At 66.5% G+C, this 15,120-nt stretch carries 14 protein-coding genes; 6 read left to right on the top strand and 8 right to left on the bottom strand.

The window, feature by feature from the left end; genetic code table 11:
• Positions 1-12 precede the first annotated feature (12 nt).
• On the bottom strand, positions 13-612 hold the full coding sequence (locus tag BMZ21_RS02910) for a MarR family winged helix-turn-helix transcriptional regulator (RefSeq protein ID WP_244543668.1): 600 nt from the start codon (positions 610-612) through the stop codon (positions 13-15).
• Between the two features lie 88 nt (positions 613-700).
• On the opposite strand from BMZ21_RS02910, the gene BMZ21_RS02905 reads away from it, so the two are divergent.
• Positions 701-1,189, top strand: coding sequence for an acyl-CoA thioesterase (locus BMZ21_RS02905; protein ID WP_091829574.1), 489 nt, complete (start codon positions 701-703; stop codon positions 1,187-1,189).
• 27 nt (positions 1,190-1,216) lie between these two features.
• On the opposite strand, the gene BMZ21_RS02900 is transcribed toward BMZ21_RS02905, so the two are convergent.
• The gene (locus BMZ21_RS02900) at positions 1,217-2,833 is read right to left on the bottom strand and encodes an ATP-dependent acyl-CoA ligase (RefSeq protein WP_091829572.1); all 1,617 of its coding nucleotides are present in this window, start codon (positions 2,831-2,833) and stop codon (positions 1,217-1,219) included.
• 157 nt (positions 2,834-2,990) lie between these two features.
• Here BMZ21_RS02900 and BMZ21_RS02895 point away from each other — a divergent pair, with 157 nt between their 5' ends.
• Positions 2,991-4,619 (top strand): AMP-binding protein, encoded by a 1,629-nt coding sequence (locus BMZ21_RS02895; RefSeq protein WP_091829570.1) that lies wholly within the window; start codon positions 2,991-2,993, stop codon positions 4,617-4,619.
• Positions 4,620-4,639: 20 nt separating this feature from the next.
• On the opposite strand, the gene BMZ21_RS02890 is transcribed toward BMZ21_RS02895, so the two are convergent.
• The 6 genes from BMZ21_RS02890 to BMZ21_RS02865 form a co-directional block, all read right to left on the bottom strand.
• Positions 4,640-5,425, bottom strand: coding sequence for a cyclase family protein (locus tag BMZ21_RS02890; RefSeq protein WP_091829568.1), 786 nt, complete (start codon positions 5,423-5,425; stop codon positions 4,640-4,642).
• Positions 5,426-5,456: 31 nt separating this feature from the next.
• Positions 5,457-6,695: an SDR family NAD(P)-dependent oxidoreductase gene (locus BMZ21_RS02885; protein WP_091829566.1), complete on the bottom strand. Its 1,239-nt coding sequence runs from the start codon at positions 6,693-6,695 to the stop codon at positions 5,457-5,459.
• On the bottom strand, positions 6,692-7,876 hold the full coding sequence (locus BMZ21_RS02880; protein ID WP_091829564.1) for a thiolase family protein: 1,185 nt from the start codon (positions 7,874-7,876) through the stop codon (positions 6,692-6,694). Before BMZ21_RS02880 ends, BMZ21_RS02885 begins: the two co-directional genes overlap by 4 nt.
• 1 nt (position 7,877) lies before the next feature.
• Positions 7,878-8,303 carry an organic hydroperoxide resistance protein gene (locus BMZ21_RS02875; RefSeq protein ID WP_208862222.1) on the bottom strand — a complete coding sequence of 142 codons (426 nt, stop codon included), beginning with the start codon at positions 8,301-8,303 and terminating at the stop codon, positions 7,878-7,880.
• A gap of 2 nt (positions 8,304-8,305) precedes the next feature.
• A complete protein-coding gene (locus BMZ21_RS02870) occupies positions 8,306-9,121 on the bottom strand; it encodes an aspartate/glutamate racemase family protein (RefSeq protein ID WP_091829560.1) in 816 nt (271 codons plus the stop codon).
• 361 nt (positions 9,122-9,482) lie between these two features.
• Positions 9,483-10,292, bottom strand: a complete 810-nt coding sequence (locus BMZ21_RS02865) for an alpha/beta fold hydrolase (protein ID WP_091829558.1) — start codon at positions 10,290-10,292, stop codon at positions 9,483-9,485.
• A 100-nt stretch (positions 10,293-10,392) separates the two neighbouring features.
• Between BMZ21_RS02865 and BMZ21_RS02860 the strand changes: the two genes are divergently transcribed.
• From BMZ21_RS02860 to BMZ21_RS02845, 4 genes are read left to right on the top strand one after another with little or no spacing between them, the layout of a single operon-like run.
• A complete protein-coding gene (locus BMZ21_RS02860) occupies positions 10,393-11,544 on the top strand; it encodes an ABC transporter substrate-binding protein (protein ID WP_167561505.1) in 1,152 nt (383 codons plus the stop codon).
• A 33-nt stretch (positions 11,545-11,577) separates the two neighbouring features.
• Positions 11,578-12,621 carry a branched-chain amino acid ABC transporter permease gene (locus tag BMZ21_RS02855; RefSeq protein ID WP_091829556.1) on the top strand — a complete coding sequence of 348 codons (1,044 nt, stop codon included), beginning with the start codon at positions 11,578-11,580 and terminating at the stop codon, positions 12,619-12,621.
• Positions 12,618-14,387, top strand: coding sequence for a branched-chain amino acid ABC transporter ATP-binding protein/permease (locus BMZ21_RS02850; RefSeq protein WP_091829554.1), 1,770 nt, complete (start codon positions 12,618-12,620; stop codon positions 14,385-14,387). The genes BMZ21_RS02855 and BMZ21_RS02850 overlap by 4 nt, the downstream gene beginning before the upstream one ends.
• Entirely contained in the window at positions 14,387-15,106 is a 720-nt protein-coding gene (locus BMZ21_RS02845; protein ID WP_425285395.1) for an ABC transporter ATP-binding protein, read from the top strand. The genes BMZ21_RS02850 and BMZ21_RS02845 overlap by 1 nt, the downstream gene beginning before the upstream one ends.
• The last annotated feature ends 14 nt before the right edge of the window (positions 15,107-15,120 follow it).

Genomic DNA, 15,120 nt, shown 5'->3' with positions numbered 1-15,120 from the left:
TGGGGGAATGTCCTAACGCTGCGGCTCGCTCCTGTTGGCGATCAATGTGCGCTTGAGCAACGCAAGCTTCTTGCCGATCTCCTCGATTTCCTCCTCGGGGAAGCCAGCCATCGCATCCGCCAGCCAGGCGTTGTGCTTTTTGGCCATGCGGCGGAATTTCTGCCGGCCTTCGATCGTCAGGCAGATGATCTGGATGCGCCGATCCAGATTGGAGGGGCTGCGGGTGACGAAGCCGTCGGCGATCAGGCGCTCGATGATCGGCGTGACATTGGCCTGCGATACCATCAGCCTCTTGGATAGTTCGCCCTGCACAAGGCCACCGGGCTCGCGGTCGAGCTGCGCCAGGATGTCGAAGCGTGGCAAGGTGAAGTTGAAGTTCTCCCTGAATTGCCGGCGCAATTCGGCTTCGATCAGGGTCGAGCAAGCGAGCAGCCGCAGCCAGAGGCGCACCTCGCCCCGGTGATCCTGATCGCCGCCGGACCGCTCGCCGAGGCGGAGATCGTCCAGATCCTCTTGGATGCTCAATGCATAATCCTTTTGAGCTTGGGCCGATCGGTAGGCCTCATATCCGTCTTCGCTGATATCGCGCAAAAACATGCGCAGTGGAACCAATCTTTTTGCCGGAAGCGCGTTTGATGCTCGACAGCTCCGATGGTGCTGTCTATGAATTAATTAGTGCCTTAACTAAATGCGAGGGCTCATGTCGCGGTTCGTTCCCCTGCGGTTGGAGGATCTCTCGCCAGCTGTCTGGCGCCAAACCCTTGCGATCCATTTCGGCCATTGCGACCCGGCCGGCATCGTCTATACGCCGCAATATTTCCATCTGTTCAATACCATCCTCGAAGAGTGGTACGGGCAGGCGCTCGGCATCTCCTATTACGATCTGATCGGCACGCGTCGTACCGGCCTTGGCTATGCCCACGCCTCGGCCGATTTCGCGATGCCGGCCCGCATGGGCGAGACGCTGGAGGTCGCCGTCGCGATCGAGGCGCTCGGCCGCAGTTCCGTGACGTTGACGCTGCACGCCTTCAAGGGTGGGGTCGAATGCGCGCGGGGGAATTTCGTCACGGTCGTCACGTCGCTGGTCGATCACAAGGCCATTCCGGTCCCCGACGATCTGCGCGCTGCCTTCGAAGCCTACCGCCAACGCTGCGGCGCTGCTGAGCAGCCGATGCGCTCGGCGGGTTGAGGGGGCAGGGCAGTCGTCACTCTCCGCTCAGCGCTTCACCTGATAGCCTGACTTCTCGCGGTCCCAGGTGTTTGGATGCAGGCCGCTCTGGCGCAGCGTCGGCTTGCTGATCTTGCCGTTCTCGGTCAGCGGCATCGCCTCGACGAAGGTCAGGAAGCGCGGCAACGCGAAGTAAGCGAGCCTGTCCTCGCAATGGCGCAGGACCTCTTCCGGCGTCAGCGCTGCGCCCGGCTCGAACTGGATCGCTGCCGCGACCTCGTCCTCGCCGAGTTCGGAGGGCAGGGGATAGACGGCGCAGGCGCCGATCGCGGGATGTGCGAGCAGGATCTGCTCGACCTCCCAGGAGGAGACGTTTTCGCCACGCCGCCGGATCGTGTCCTTGATGCGGTCGATGAAGCGGTAATGGCCGCCGGGCTCGCGCACGACGCGATCACCTGAGTGAAACCAGAGATTGCGCCAGGCTTCGACCGTCTTCTCGGCCATGTTGTAGTAGCCCGTGGCGAAGGAATAAGCCTCGGTCGGGCGCAGCAGCAATTCGCCCGAGACACCGTCGGCGACGGGCGCGTCGTTCTCGTCGACGATGCGCGCTTCGATGCCATCGGCCAGATAGCCAAGGCTGCCGGGATGGTCGGAGGGGATCGGGCTGGCGAAGGCGAAATTCGTCTCGGTGGAGCCGTAGCCGTCGAGCAGCGGCACGTTGAACCGCTTCAGGAAGACATCGTGGAAGCGGGCCGGCACGCCGCCGCCGAGCGCGACGCGCAGCTTGTGCTCGCTGTCCTGCGGCCGCTCCGGCTGTGCCAGCAGGATCGCCGCCATGGCGCCCAGCAGATAGCCGACATTCGCCTCGTGGTGCCGGATCGAATCCCAGAAGCGCGAGGCCGAGAACTTCGGCTCGAGCACATAGGTGCAGCCGTTGATGATCGCCTGGTAGAAGGCGTTGAGCGCGTTGGTATGGAACAGCGGCAGCGTCGTCAGCAGGGTCTCGCCTTCGCGGATGTCGAGCGCGCGGGCCGAATAGACGCCCCACCAGAACATCTGCGCCTGCGGGCAGCAGACGCCCTTGGCAGGTCCGGTCGTGCCGGAGGTGTAGAGGATCGCGACGGTGTCGCCGGGCTTCACCGCTCCGGGCGCGATGCCTTCGCCTAGTGCCGGTAGCCGCGCCCAGTGGGCGGGCGCGTCCGACGGCGCTTCGCTGCCGACGATCCAGACCTTTTCGGGCAGCAGCTTTGCGTCGATCGTGCCGAGCGCCGGGATGGAAGCGTCCTCGACGACGAGAAGGGAGGGACCCGCATTGCGCAGCACATGTTCGAGCTGGCCGCCGCGCAGTGCCAAGTTGATCGGCACGGTGATGATGCCGAGCCAGGCGCAGCCGAGATAGATTTGCAGGAATTCCGGCCGGTTCGAGCACAGGATCGCGACGCGGTCGCCATGGCGCAGGCCGGCATCGGCCAGAGTTCGCGCCGAGGCTGCGGCGATCCTTGCGGTGTCGGCGAAGGTCCAGATCGTGTCGCCGAAGACGAGGAGGCGGCGATCGCCATAGCGCTCGGCCTGGCGCTGCAGAAGGATCGGCAGCACGCGTTCCGCCGGGGGAAACCGCTTCACCGCATCGATCGGTTCCAGGCGGCTGCGATCGAGACTGCCCATGCGGTTCTCCCATCTTTCGCGAAGGCGATTTGGCGGCTGCCGGAGCCGGCGGTTCGTCATAAATTTAGTTCATGCTTGAAGTAATTTGGCAAGCGACTATCGCACGTGAGGCAAGATGGCTTTATAGAAGAGGGGCTTCCAGTACGGAGAAAGCTTCATGGACGTTCTTGGCCGCTTCTCGTCACCGCATGAGGCCTTCCAGAGCGCCGCTCTCCGATCACCGGATGCGCCTTTCCTCGTCGCGCCCGCGAGCGCCCAATTGCCTTATGCGCGCGAGGGTTTCCGTCTCGGCTACGGCGCGGTCGGAATGCAGGTCGAAGCGGCGAGGGTCGCTTACGCCCGCGCCGGCTATGGCCGTGGCGCCCGCGTCGCGCTGCTGCTCGATAGCCGGCCGGAGTTCTTCGTGCACTGGCTCGCGCTCAATGCGCTCGGCGTTGCGATCGTGCCGATCAATCCGGATCTGCGCCCGGACGAACTCGCCTTCCAGCTCACCCTTGCCGATGTCGATCTTGCCGTCGGGACGGGAGACCGCATCGCGCCGCTCGCCCGTGCGCCCGAATTCGCCCGGTTCCGGCCGATCGAGCTCGGCGCGCCCGTCCCCGATTGCCGCAAGGCGGTGACGGCACAGGCCGGCGATCTTGCGGCCGAATGCGCGCTGCTCTTCACCTCGGGCAGCACCGGCAAGCCCAAGGGGTGCATCTTGTCGAACCGCTACTTCCTGCAGGTCGCGCAATGGTATCACGGCCAGGGCGGCATCGCCGCGCTCCAGCCTGAGGGCGAGGTCAATCTCACGCCCTTGCCGATGTTCCACATGAACGCGCTGGGCTGCAGCGCGGTCGGTATGATGGTGCAGGGCGGGGCCGTCGTACCGCTCGACCGCTTCCATGCCAGCCGCTGGTGGGCGAGCGTCGCCGATAGCGGCGCGACCGTCATCCATTGCCTGGGAGTCATTCCGGCGATCCTGCTGCAATTGCCGCCGAGTCCGGACGAGCGCCGGCATAAGGTGCGCTTCGCCTTCGCGCCCGGCGTCGACGTGCGCCACCGCGCCGCCTTCGAGGACCGCTTCGGCATCCGCATCGTCGATGCCTGGGCGATGACTGAGACTGGTGGCGCCGCCGCGACCACGACGGCGAAGGTCCCCCCCGGCTTCGGCGCGCGCTGCATCGGCGAGCCGGCCGCGAGCATGGCGTATCGGATCGTCGACGAGCAGGGCGGCGAGGTCGCGGCCGGGCAGGCGGGTGAGCTTCTCGTCCGGGCGGCCGGGGTGGATCCGCGCGCCGGCTTCTTCAGCGGCTACCTCGACGACGCCGCAGCGACCGAGGAGGCCTGGCAGGGCGGCTGGTTCCATACCGGCGACTTCGTCCAGGCCGGCGAGGACGGGCTGCTCTACTTCTTCGACCGGAAGAAGAGCATCGTGCGCCGCAGCGGTGAGAACATCGCCGTCCTCGAGGTCGAGTCGGTTTTGCAACGCCAAGAGGGCGTGCGCGCCACCGCCGTGACGCCGGTGCCGGACGAGCTGCGCGGCGAGGAGGTCTTCGCCTTCATCGTCACCGATCCCGACGATACGACGGACAAGGCCGCTTTCGCCGAGCGGATCGCGCGGGAGAGCGCGGCCCTGATCGCCTATCACAAGCTGCCTGGCTATGTGGCCTTCGTCTCGGAGCTGCCGCTCTCGGCGACGAAGAAGCTGGCACGCGGCGAGATCAAGCAACTCGCGGCGCAAGCGGTGAGCGAGGGCACGGCCATCGACCTGCGCACTCTCAAGGCCGGGCTGCGCAAGCATTGAGGCGCGGCTGGGGTGCTGGTTCAGGCGTTGGCGCCGACGAGCGCCAGCACGCGCACCGGGCTGCCCGAGCCGTTCACGATCTTGAGCGGCGTCGCGATGATGATCGCTCCAGTCGGCGGCAAAAGATCGAGATCGCGCAGGCATTGCAGCCCGTAGCGTCCGCCGCCATGAAGGAAATGATGCGCGGGATAGGGCGGGTCGAGATGGGCGGCCTGGCCGGCATCGGTGCCGATCGTCTCGGTGCCGAAGCCGATGATGCCGCGCTCCTCGACCAGCCAGCGCATGACCGCCGAGTCCGGTCCCGGCGTATGCGGCCCGCCCTCGCCGAGATTGGCATAGTCACGCCCCTGGCGCTTCGACCAGTCGGTGCGCAGCAGCACCCAGTTGCGCTCGGGAATGCGGCCGTGGCGCTCCTCCCAGGCCTCGACATCGGCGATGCCGAGGAGGAAGTCCGGATCGGCCGCGGCCTGCGCCGAGCAGTCGATGACGCAGGCCGGCGCGATCAGGTCGCGCACGGGGAGGGTGTCGACTGCGTTGTTGGGCAGGTCCTTGCCGGTGAACCAGTGGATCGGCGCGTCGAAATGCGTGCCGGTGTGCTCGCTCAGCGTGATGTTGTTCCAGTACCAGGCCGGGCCGGCGGCGTCGTAGCGCGAGATCTGCTCGATCCGGAGCGGCGAGGCCTGGCCGAACTCGGGCGGCAGCACGATCACCGGGAAATCCGGGCTGAGCGTGAAGGTGAGGTCGATCACTTTCACCGAGCCGTCGGCCAGCGCGGAGGCGAAGGTCGTGAGGTCGAAATCGGCCATGGCGAGGCTCCTGTCGTGAGGGGAAGGGCGATCAGCCCAGTTCGCGTTCGAGCGCCTTCGGATTGGCCTCGAGGCGGCGGCGGACGTCCTGCGCCACGTCGCCGACGAACACCTCTTCCAGCCCGTTGCGCAGCCCGGCGACGATCGCCTCTGCGACGGCGCGGGGCGGGACTTTCGGCGGCGGCAGGGTCTGGAACCAGTCGCCGTCGATCGGCCCGGTGAAGACGTTCATCACCTTGACCCCGCCGCTGCGCAGTTCGGCGCGCAGGCAGTGCGACAGCGAAAGGCATCCGGCCTGCGCAGCGGCATGGGCGCCGAAGGGTGTCCAGTTCGCCAGCGCATAGACGGAGAGCACGTTGACCCAGGCGGCGGCGCTGTCGATGCCGTCGGCACCGCGCATGCGCATGGACGGGCCGAAGCTCTGCGCGAGATGCACGAGACCCATATAGGTCTCGGCCAGCTCCATCTGGAAAAAGCTGGTGCCCTGGCGGTCGGTCAACCCGCCCGGCCGCACGAACTCGGCAGTGTTGACGAGGATGTCGGTCTTGCCGCCGATGTCGGCGGCGAGGTCGCGGACCGAGCGCTCGTCGCCGAGATCGAGCGGCACGAGCTTGACGCCGGGCAGGGCGCGCAGCCGCTCTTCCTCGGGAAAGGGCTTCCAGTTATCCGGCACGCCGACATGGACGATGCGCGCCCCGGCCTTCACCAGGGCATCGACGGCCGCGAGCCCGACGGCGGAACGCCCGTTCGTCACCAGGATGCGGCGAAATTTCGGATCGGCGGTGAGTTCCCGCCATTGCCGGTCGTCCTGCATCGCCGGGGTCTCCTCTTGCGGCTTGGCGAAGGCGACGGCCTGTCCGCCCTTGTCCAGTTGGAGGGAGAGACGCACCCGCTCGCCTTCGACGCAATCGCCGTGGAGATGGCAGACCAGGATCGGGCCGCAGTCCAGCTCGACCAGGCCGATGCGCCAGGGCGCGCGCTCGCGGAAATAGACATCCGCCGGCACGCGCACCGTCGTCTCCGAGACGAGCTTGCCGCCGTTCGGGGCGTCGACGAAGGGTAAATCCGTCGCCAGGCATTGCGGGCAGATATCGCGGGCCGGGTAGCAGAACGTGCCGCAATGGGCGCATTTCTGCAGGGCGAAGCGGCCTTCCGCCGCGGCGCGCGTCAGCCCGTGCGATGTCCGGCTGCGCGCGGCCGGTGGCGACGAGGGAAGCCGCGTCCGGTTGAGCGGACTGCGCTTGCGCGGGGGCGAGAGCGGCTCGGTCATGCCGATGGTCCCATCAGGATCGCGGCGCCGGACGACAGTCCGCGGTCATAGTTGATCATGCCGAAGCCGGAGGCCAGCGCCGTGCGCGCGCCCTCGACCTGGGTCGGTCCGGCCGTACCGAGAACCTGCCGCAGCGCCTCGGTCAAGCCGAGATAGCCGCCACCGGCGCCGGCCTGTCCGACCGAGAGCTGGCCGCCCGAGGTGTTGTGCGGGAAGTCGCCGTCGATGGTGAAATCGTGCTCGCGCACGAAGCGCGGTCCATCGCCCTTGGCGCAGAAGCCGAGATCCTCGAACTGCATCATCACCACGAAGGGATAATCGTCATAGGTGAGCACGACGTCGATATCGTCCGGCTCCGTGCCGGCCATGCCGTAGAGATCGCCGACATCCATCGCCCAGCCGCCGCGGGTCTGGACGACGTCGTCGGCGAAGGCGTTGTGGCGCTCGATCGTGCCGGCGATCCGCGCTGCCGGCAGGGTCAGCGAGGTGGCGATGTCCTCGCGCATGACCAGGAAGGCTTCGGCGCCGGCGCAGGGCATCACGCAGTCGAACAGATGGATCGGGTCGGAGATCGGCCGCGCCGCCATGTACTGCTCCAGCGTCAGCGGAGCCTTCATCAGCGCATGCGGATTGCGCAGCGCATTCGCTCGTTGCGAGACGGCGATCCGGCCGAAATCCTCGCGCGTCGCACCGAAGCGCGTCATGTAGTGCCGGGCGATCAGGGCGAAGCTGGCATTGGCGCCGCCTGCGCCATAGGGATAGGCGGCATCCTGGGCGAAGCGCGAGAAATTCTCCAGCGTCCGGCGGAAGGTGTCGACCTGGTTGGTGTCGCCGGCGATGCAGGCGACGACATCGGCATCGCCGGCCTGGACGGCGCGGGCCGCCTTGCGCAGGCCGGCGATGCCGCTGACGCCGCCGAGCGGGATCGTGTCGAGCCAGCGCGTGCTCAGCCCGAAATGCTGGGTCAGCGCGACCGCGGAGTCGGGCTGCAGCGTGAAGCTCGAGATCACCAGCCCGTCGATCGCGCGCTTGTCCAGACCCGAGGTCTCGACCAGTGCCTTCAGCGCCCGGCCGATCCACCATTGCGCGCTCTCGATCGAGTAGCGCTCATAGGGGACGGTCACCGGCGCCGCGACGACCACGCCGTCATAGGGGCGGCGCAGCCTCGCCGCGTCGCTCATCTCAGACGACCGTCAGCACGACAGGGACATTGCCGCGCGTCGCGTTGGAATAGGGGCAGCGCTGATGCGCGCCTTCGACGATCTCCTGCGCCAGAGTCCGCTCGAGGCCGGGCAGGGAGACCTTGAGCTCGACCGCGAGCGCATATCCGGTGGCGACTGGGCCCATGCCGACCCGGGCGGTGACGCTGGCATCGTCCGTCAGCGGCACCTTGCTGGTGCGGGCGACGAGCTTGACCGCGCCCAGGAAGCAGGCGGCATAGCCGGCTGCGAAGAGCTGCTCCGGATTGGTTCCTTCGCCCCCCGGCCCGCCGAGCGCCTTCGGCAGCGACAGCGACAGGGCGAAAGCGCCGTCGGGGCTGCTCGCCGTGCCTTCGCGGCCGCCGGTCGCAGTCATCTCGGCCTCGAAGAGGATCTTGTCCGGAACGATGGTCATGGGCGGTCCCCGCTCGATGCTGTTGTGATGGAGGCGCCGCCATGTCGGGCAAGGCGGCTGAAATCGTCACGCGCGCGGCGGCTGGCGAGCGCGAAGCTCGGGCCTCTACTCGGCTGCGTACCGTTAAGACGCTGGAGCTGGACCCACATCTCGGCCGATTTCAGCGCCACGGCTGCGCAATTCACCACCGGCGCGTGGGCGACTCTGAGATTGTGCTCGGAGCAGAGCAGCAAGCCGGGCAGGACGCCGGCCGGCACCAGCACGTCGCAGCCCGCCTCGATCAGAGGTTGGGCGCAGACGGTGAAATCGGCGAGCATGCTGAGTCTTGCGCTCTCGTTGCCGGCGAAGGCCTCCGAGAAATCCTCCGGCTTGCAGCCAAGCCCCACGATGCCGCCGATGCGGCTGCCGAGGCCGTAGCGATCGGCCTGCTCGTAGTGATAGGTCGAAAACACCTTGTCGATCGTCACCAGCCCAAGGCGACGGCCGAGCTGGGAGGCCGCCAGCAATGTCGCCTCGCCGGTGCCGACGACAGGGATCTGAAGGGCCGAGCGCAACTCGTAGAGTCCGGGGTCCTGGAAATGGCCCATGACATAGGCGTCGAAGCCGTCATCTTCGGCTTTCAGCCCATTGTCGATCGCCGTGACGGCACAGCGCAATTCGCTGAGCCGGCCGAAATCCCGGTCGGGCGGCGTCAGCCCGGCGACTTGGACGCTTGTGCCCGCCGCCGCAATCTCGTTCAGATAGGAGGACAGCTTGCTGAGATAGGGCCCGTTGAGGCTCGCATCGACGAAGCTTTGCCAGAAGATCTTCATGGGCCGCGAGATCCATCGGAGTGCGGGCGCCATAGCCTGTGCCCATTTAATTAAAGCACGAAGAATTTTGCGGTCAAGCGTGGTTTGCCTTGTCCAGGCGGCGTGGCTGACGCGAATGGGCGGACGAAATCGGCGCAGACTTTAGTGATTTACTGCTTCAGTGCTCATTTTGCGTCAACATTCCGCATTCAGCGCCTCGAGATGATGCCGCCGTCACTGTTGACGGATTTTCGAAAAATAGTTAGGACATTAAATAATTGCTCCCCGCCGCTCTCTCCGAGGCGAGGCGAGCCGAAGGGGAACGGAGAAGACGATCGTGGCGAGTCTCACTTTGTCTGCGGAAGATGTCCCGTTTCCGGGATCAGCAGCCATGGTCGCGCAGGAAGTCATCGACCTGCTCGGCGAAGATCGCCGGCATCTGGTCGGGGAAGGGCACCTGCGCACCGGGGATGCTGCGCATCACGCTGGCGCGGATCGCGGCGGCGACCGCATCGCCGGATCGGGCATTCGGGTCATTCTCGGGTACAAGCACCAATGTGGGGCAGGCGATCAGGCCGAGCCGATCTTCCATGCGGTAGCGATTGACGACGCGGTGGCCTTCCACCGCCATCGGCCCGCTGCGCAAGGCGTCGGCCATGAAGCGGCGCAGCAGTTCGGTGTCGTTTTCAGGATAGAACGGACGGCGGCGGTTCCAGAGCTCGGCGAGATGGCTGCCGTCGGTGCGCTCGGTCACGTCGTCGATGACGCGCTGGTTCGCATGGCGCTCTCGGCGGGCCGCGTCGACGAAGGGGCAGGCCGAGAGCACGGCCGCCGCGACGCGATCCGGCGCGCGAGCGGCGATCTCGACTGCGATCGCGGCACCGGTGTGATGGCCGACGACCGCGAAACGCTCGACAGCCAGGGCGCTCAGGAGCTCCAGGGCAGCCGCCGCCCAGTCCTCGATCGTCGGCACGCCCGGCAGCGGCTTGGAATCGCCGAAGCCCGGCGTATCGATCGCGATGGCGCGCCGGTGTCTGCCGATCAGTGGCAGGACGTCGCGATACTCGTCCCAGGACCGTGGGGTCTGGTGCAGCAGCAGGACGGGAAAGCCCGTGCCGCACGTCGCGGCGTGCATGCGGCCATGGTCGACGTCGATGAAGTTGCGATCAATGATGGGGTCAGTCTTCGGCATGAGAGATGCATTCCGGAAACACATGATCTTCGATGATAGGTGCGTTCAATACTGCTATTGATCTTCGATAACTGATGTCAACCAGGTGAGGGGAAATAAGATGTCACGCTTTGGCAAGGCCTGTATTTCGTTCGCTGCCCTCGCAGCGATGACGTCCGTCGCCCGCGCCGACATCACTGTCGGGTTCGTCACTTCGCTGAGCGGGGCGGGTTCCTCGATCGGCATTCCCTATGGACGCGGCATCGCCGCGGCCTTCGCCTATCGCAGCGAAGTCGCGGGCCAGAAGATCAAGCTGATCCAGCTCGACGACGCCTCCGATCCGTCCGCCGCCACCCGCAACGCACGCAAGCTCGCGGAGGAGGAGAAGGTCGACATTCTGATCGGGACCGCGACCGCGCCCTCGACCATCGCGATGGCGGCCGTCGCCAGCGAGCTGAAGGTGCCCTTCATCGCCGTCTCGCCGATCCAGCCGACGGCCGACCCGAACAATCAATGGGCGATCGCGATCCCGCAGCCGGCGCCGCTGCTGGTCAAGGTGGTGGCCGACCGCATGAAGCGCGACGGCGTCAAGAAGGTCGGCTATATCGGCTTCTCGGACGCCTGGGGTGATCTCGTCTACAATGGTGCCAAGGCTGCCGAAAGCCGCGGTGACATCGAGGTCGCCACCAATGAGCGCTATGCCCGCACCGACACCTCCGTCACGGGCCAGATCCTCAAGGTCGTCGCCGCCCGTCCGGACGGCGTCCTTATTGGCGGCTCGGCGACGCAGGGCGCGCTGCCGCTGCTGGCGCTGGCCGAGCGCGGCTACAAGGGCAAGACCTACGGCACGACGGCCCTGGTCAATCCGGATTTCGTGCGCGTCGGCGGCAAGGCGGCTGAAGGCATCCTGGTCTCGACCGGTCCGGTCATCGTCGCCGATCAGCTCCCGGACGGCCATTTCTCAAAGGCTCTCTCGGCCTCCTTCCGGGAAGCGTTCCTGAAAGCCAACGCGGTCCCGTCGACCGACGGCTTCTCGGGCTACTCGTTCGACGCCTGGCTCGTGATGCTCGACGCGGTGCCGCGCGCGCTCAAATCCGCCCAGCCGGGTTCGCCCGAGTTTCGCACGGAGCTGCGCAACGCCCTGCTCTCGACCAAGGAAGTCCCGGGCGTCCATGCCGTCTACAATTTCAAGCCCGGCACGTCCCACGGTGTCGATGAGCGCAGCCTCGTGATGGTTCAGCTGAAGAACGGGGCCTGGACCTACGCACCCTGAGGCGCGGCCAGGCGAAGATAGAGAACCATCGGCATGACGAGCGATATCGCGGCGATTCTCGCCATCGACGGAATAGCGACCGGCGCCATCTATGTCCTGGTGGCGGTCGGGACGGTGCTGATCTTCACGGTCACCCGCGTGATGTTCATCCCCTTCGGTGACATCGCGGCCTTCACGGCGCTGACCCTGGCGGCTCTCGAAACCGGGCATCTCCCGGGAACGGTCGGTCTCGTCCTGGTGCTTGCCGTGCTGGCCTCGCTGGCCGAGTGCTGGTCGCTGGGCCGGAGCGGGCGGGTGCGTCAGATCCCGAAGGCGCTGGCCTTTTATCTGCTCTTGCCGGTGCTGATCGTCCTGTTCGTGCGGTTGGCCCTGCCGCTGGCGCCGTCCATGCCGGTCCGCATCGTGCTGGCGCTGCTGCTCGTCATGCCGATCTCGCCGCTGCTCGACCGGATCGTCTTCCGGCCGATCGCGGATGCGAGCGTGCTCCTCTTGCTGATCGTCTCGATGGCGCTGCACTTCGCGCTGGTCGGGCTCGGCCTGCTCTTCTTCGGGCCGGAGGGGGTGCGCACCCAGCCGCTGACGGATTCCGCCTTCACGGTGTTCGGCGTCCACGTCAACGGCCAGACGCTGCTGATCGTGATCGCCTCGATCGTATTCAGCGGGCTGCTCTACCTGTTCTTCGGCTTCACCCTGACCGGCAAGGCCCTGCGCGCCACGGCCGTGAACCGCACCGGTGCGCGGCTGATGGGCATCCGCCCGGCAAGGTCGGGCACCATCGCCTATCTCGTCGGCTCGCTGATGGCGGGCGTCTCCGGCATCCTGGTCGCACCGGTCAACACCATCTTCTACGATTCAGGCTTCCTGCTCGGTCTCAAGGCCTTCGTCGGCGCGATCATCGGCGGGCTGGCCAGTTATCCCGGCACCGCTATCGGCGCCATCTTCGTCGGCGTGCTGGAAAGCTTCGCCTCCTTCGAGAGCAGCGCGCTGAAGGAGGTCATCGTCTTCTCCCTGCTCATCCCGATCCTGATCTGGCGCTCGATCGTGTCGCCGCATATCGAAGAAGAGGTCGAGGAATGACTCGCGCCCAGCTTGCCACCGTGAAGATCGTGGCCGTGCTGGCGCTCGCCGCGGCGCCTTTCCTGCTCAGCCCGTTCTCGATCACGCTGCTGAACTATGTCGGCATCTACTCGCTCGTCGCCATCGGCCTCGTCCTGCTCACCGGCATCGTCGGCATCATCTCCTTCGGGCAGGCCGCCTTCATCGGCATCGCGGCCTATGCCACGGCCTGGGTCTCGGCGATCAACGGCCAGTCGCCCTGGCTCGGCCTGATCCTGGCGATCGTGCTCACCTGCACCGTCGCGGCCGTGCTCGGATTGGCGACACTGCGCCTGCAAGGGCATTTCCTTTCGCTCAGCACCATCGCCTGGGGGCTGTCGATCGGCTTCCTGTTCGGCAATATCGACGGGCTCGGTGGCTTTAACGGCTTGTCCAACATCCCGCCGATCTCGATCGGCTCCTATGCGTTGAGCGAGGGCTGGCAGATCTACTACCTTATCTGGGCGTTCGTGGTGGTCGTGCTGATCCTGCTGCACAACCTGCTGAACTCGCGCCTCGGCCGGGCCATGCGCACCATGCGCGGCGGCAAGACGCTGGTCGAAAGCCTCGGCGTCAGCGCCTATTGGGTCAATCTCACCGCTTTCGTCATCGCCGCCTTCCTCGCGGCGCTGTCGGGCTGGCTCTACGCCCATCTCAGCCGCTTCATCAGCCCGACACCATTCGAGCCGCTGGCCGGCATCGAGTACCTGATGATGGCGATGATCGGCGGTGCGACCAGCCTGCTCGGCGGCATCGTCGGCGCGGCGGTCATCATCTTCCTGAAGAACGCGGTGCAGGACTATTTGCCGATGATCGCCAAGGGCGCCTCGGGCCAGCTCGAGATCGTCGTCTTCGCCAGCATCTTCATCCTGTTCCTGCAGCGCGCGCGTCAGGGCATCGTGCCGTTTCTCTCGCGGTTCCTGCCGCAGCCGGAACCGGAGCGCCCGGAGCCTGCGCCGCCCCTGGCGCTGCGCAGGCAGCCGGCGCCGGGCGAGGTGCTGCTGCAGGTCGAAGGCGCCGAGCGACGCTTCGGCGGGCTGATCGCCGTCAACAAGGTCTCGTTCGAGGTCCGCGCCGGCGAGATTCTGGGGCTGATCGGCCCCAATGGCGCCGGCAAGAGCACGATGTTCAACCTGCTGACGGGTGCGCTCGCCTGCAACAGCGGCAAGATCGTCTTCGCCGGCCGCAACATCGAGCGGCTCTCGCAAGCGAAGATCGCGCGTGCCGGCATCGCCCGCACCTTCCAGCATGTGAAGCTGCGCCCGCGCATGACGCTGCTCGACAACGTCCTGCTCGGTACCTATTCGCGAACCAAGGCCGGTCTCATCTCCGGCGCCTTCCGGCTGGAGCGGCAGGAGGAGGCGAGCGCCCGCGCCGAGGCGATGCGGCAACTGGAACGCATCGGTCTCGGCGACAATCCTTTCGAACTCGCCGGCAACCTTCCGCTCGGCAACCAGCGCCTGCTGGAGATTGCTCGCGCGTTGGCCGCCGATCCGCTGTTGCTCGTCCTCGACGAGCCGGCAGCTGGCCTGCGCCGCAACGAAAAGCAGAAGCTCGCCGAGCTTCTCGCCAATCTGCGCCGCGAGCATGTCACCATCCTGCTGGTCGAGCACGACATGGAATTCGTCATGAACCTCGTCGACCGCATCGTCGTCATGGATTTCGGCACCAAGCTCTGCGAGGGCGATCCGGCCGCGATCCGCAACGATGCCCGCGTGCAGGAAGCCTATCTGGGGAGCACGGTCTGATGGCGCTGCTATCGCTCCGCAACGTCAGCGTTTCCTACGACAAGGTGGAGGCCGTGCGCGGCGTCTCGTTGGATGTCGATGCGGGCCAGATCGTCTCGGTGATCGGGCCGAACGGAGCCGGCAAGACGACGATGATGCTGGCGACCATGGGGCTTCTGCCATTGGCAGGAGAGGTGACATTCGAGGGCTCCAGCCTCACCGGGCTCGACGTCGAGGAGCGCGTCGAGCGTGGCATCTGTCTCGTGCCGGAAAAGCGCGAGCTGTTCGCCGACATGTCCGTCGCCGACAACCTCATCCTCGGGTCGTACAGCCTGAAGGACCGCTCCGGCGTCGATGCGGCCCTGCAGCAAGTCTACCAGCGCTTCCCGCGGCTGCAGGAGCGCCGGCGTCAAAAGGCCGGCACGCTGTCGGGCGGGGAGCGCCAGATGCTGGCGCTGGGCCGCGCCCTGATGGCCAAGCCAAAGCTGCTCATCCTCGACGAGCCGAGCCTGGGCCTGGCGCCGCTGATCGTGCGTGAGATCTTCAGGACGATCTCCTCCCTGCGCGAGCTCGGCGTCTCGGTGTTGCTGGTCGAACAGAATGCCCGCGCCGCGCTCGAGACCGCCGATTACGGCTATGTGCTGGAGACCGGCGAGATCGTCCAGCAGGGCAAGGCAGATACCTTGATCCACGATCCAAAACTCATCGCCGCCTATCTCGGGGGCGGCGAAGGGCACTGAGCCGTTGCGCCGGC

This window comes from Allobosea lupini (genome assembly GCF_900109525.1).
Taxonomy (GTDB): domain Bacteria; phylum Pseudomonadota; class Alphaproteobacteria; order Rhizobiales; family Beijerinckiaceae; genus Allobosea; species Allobosea lupini.
This window is presented reverse-complemented; position numbering and strand designations above follow the sequence as displayed.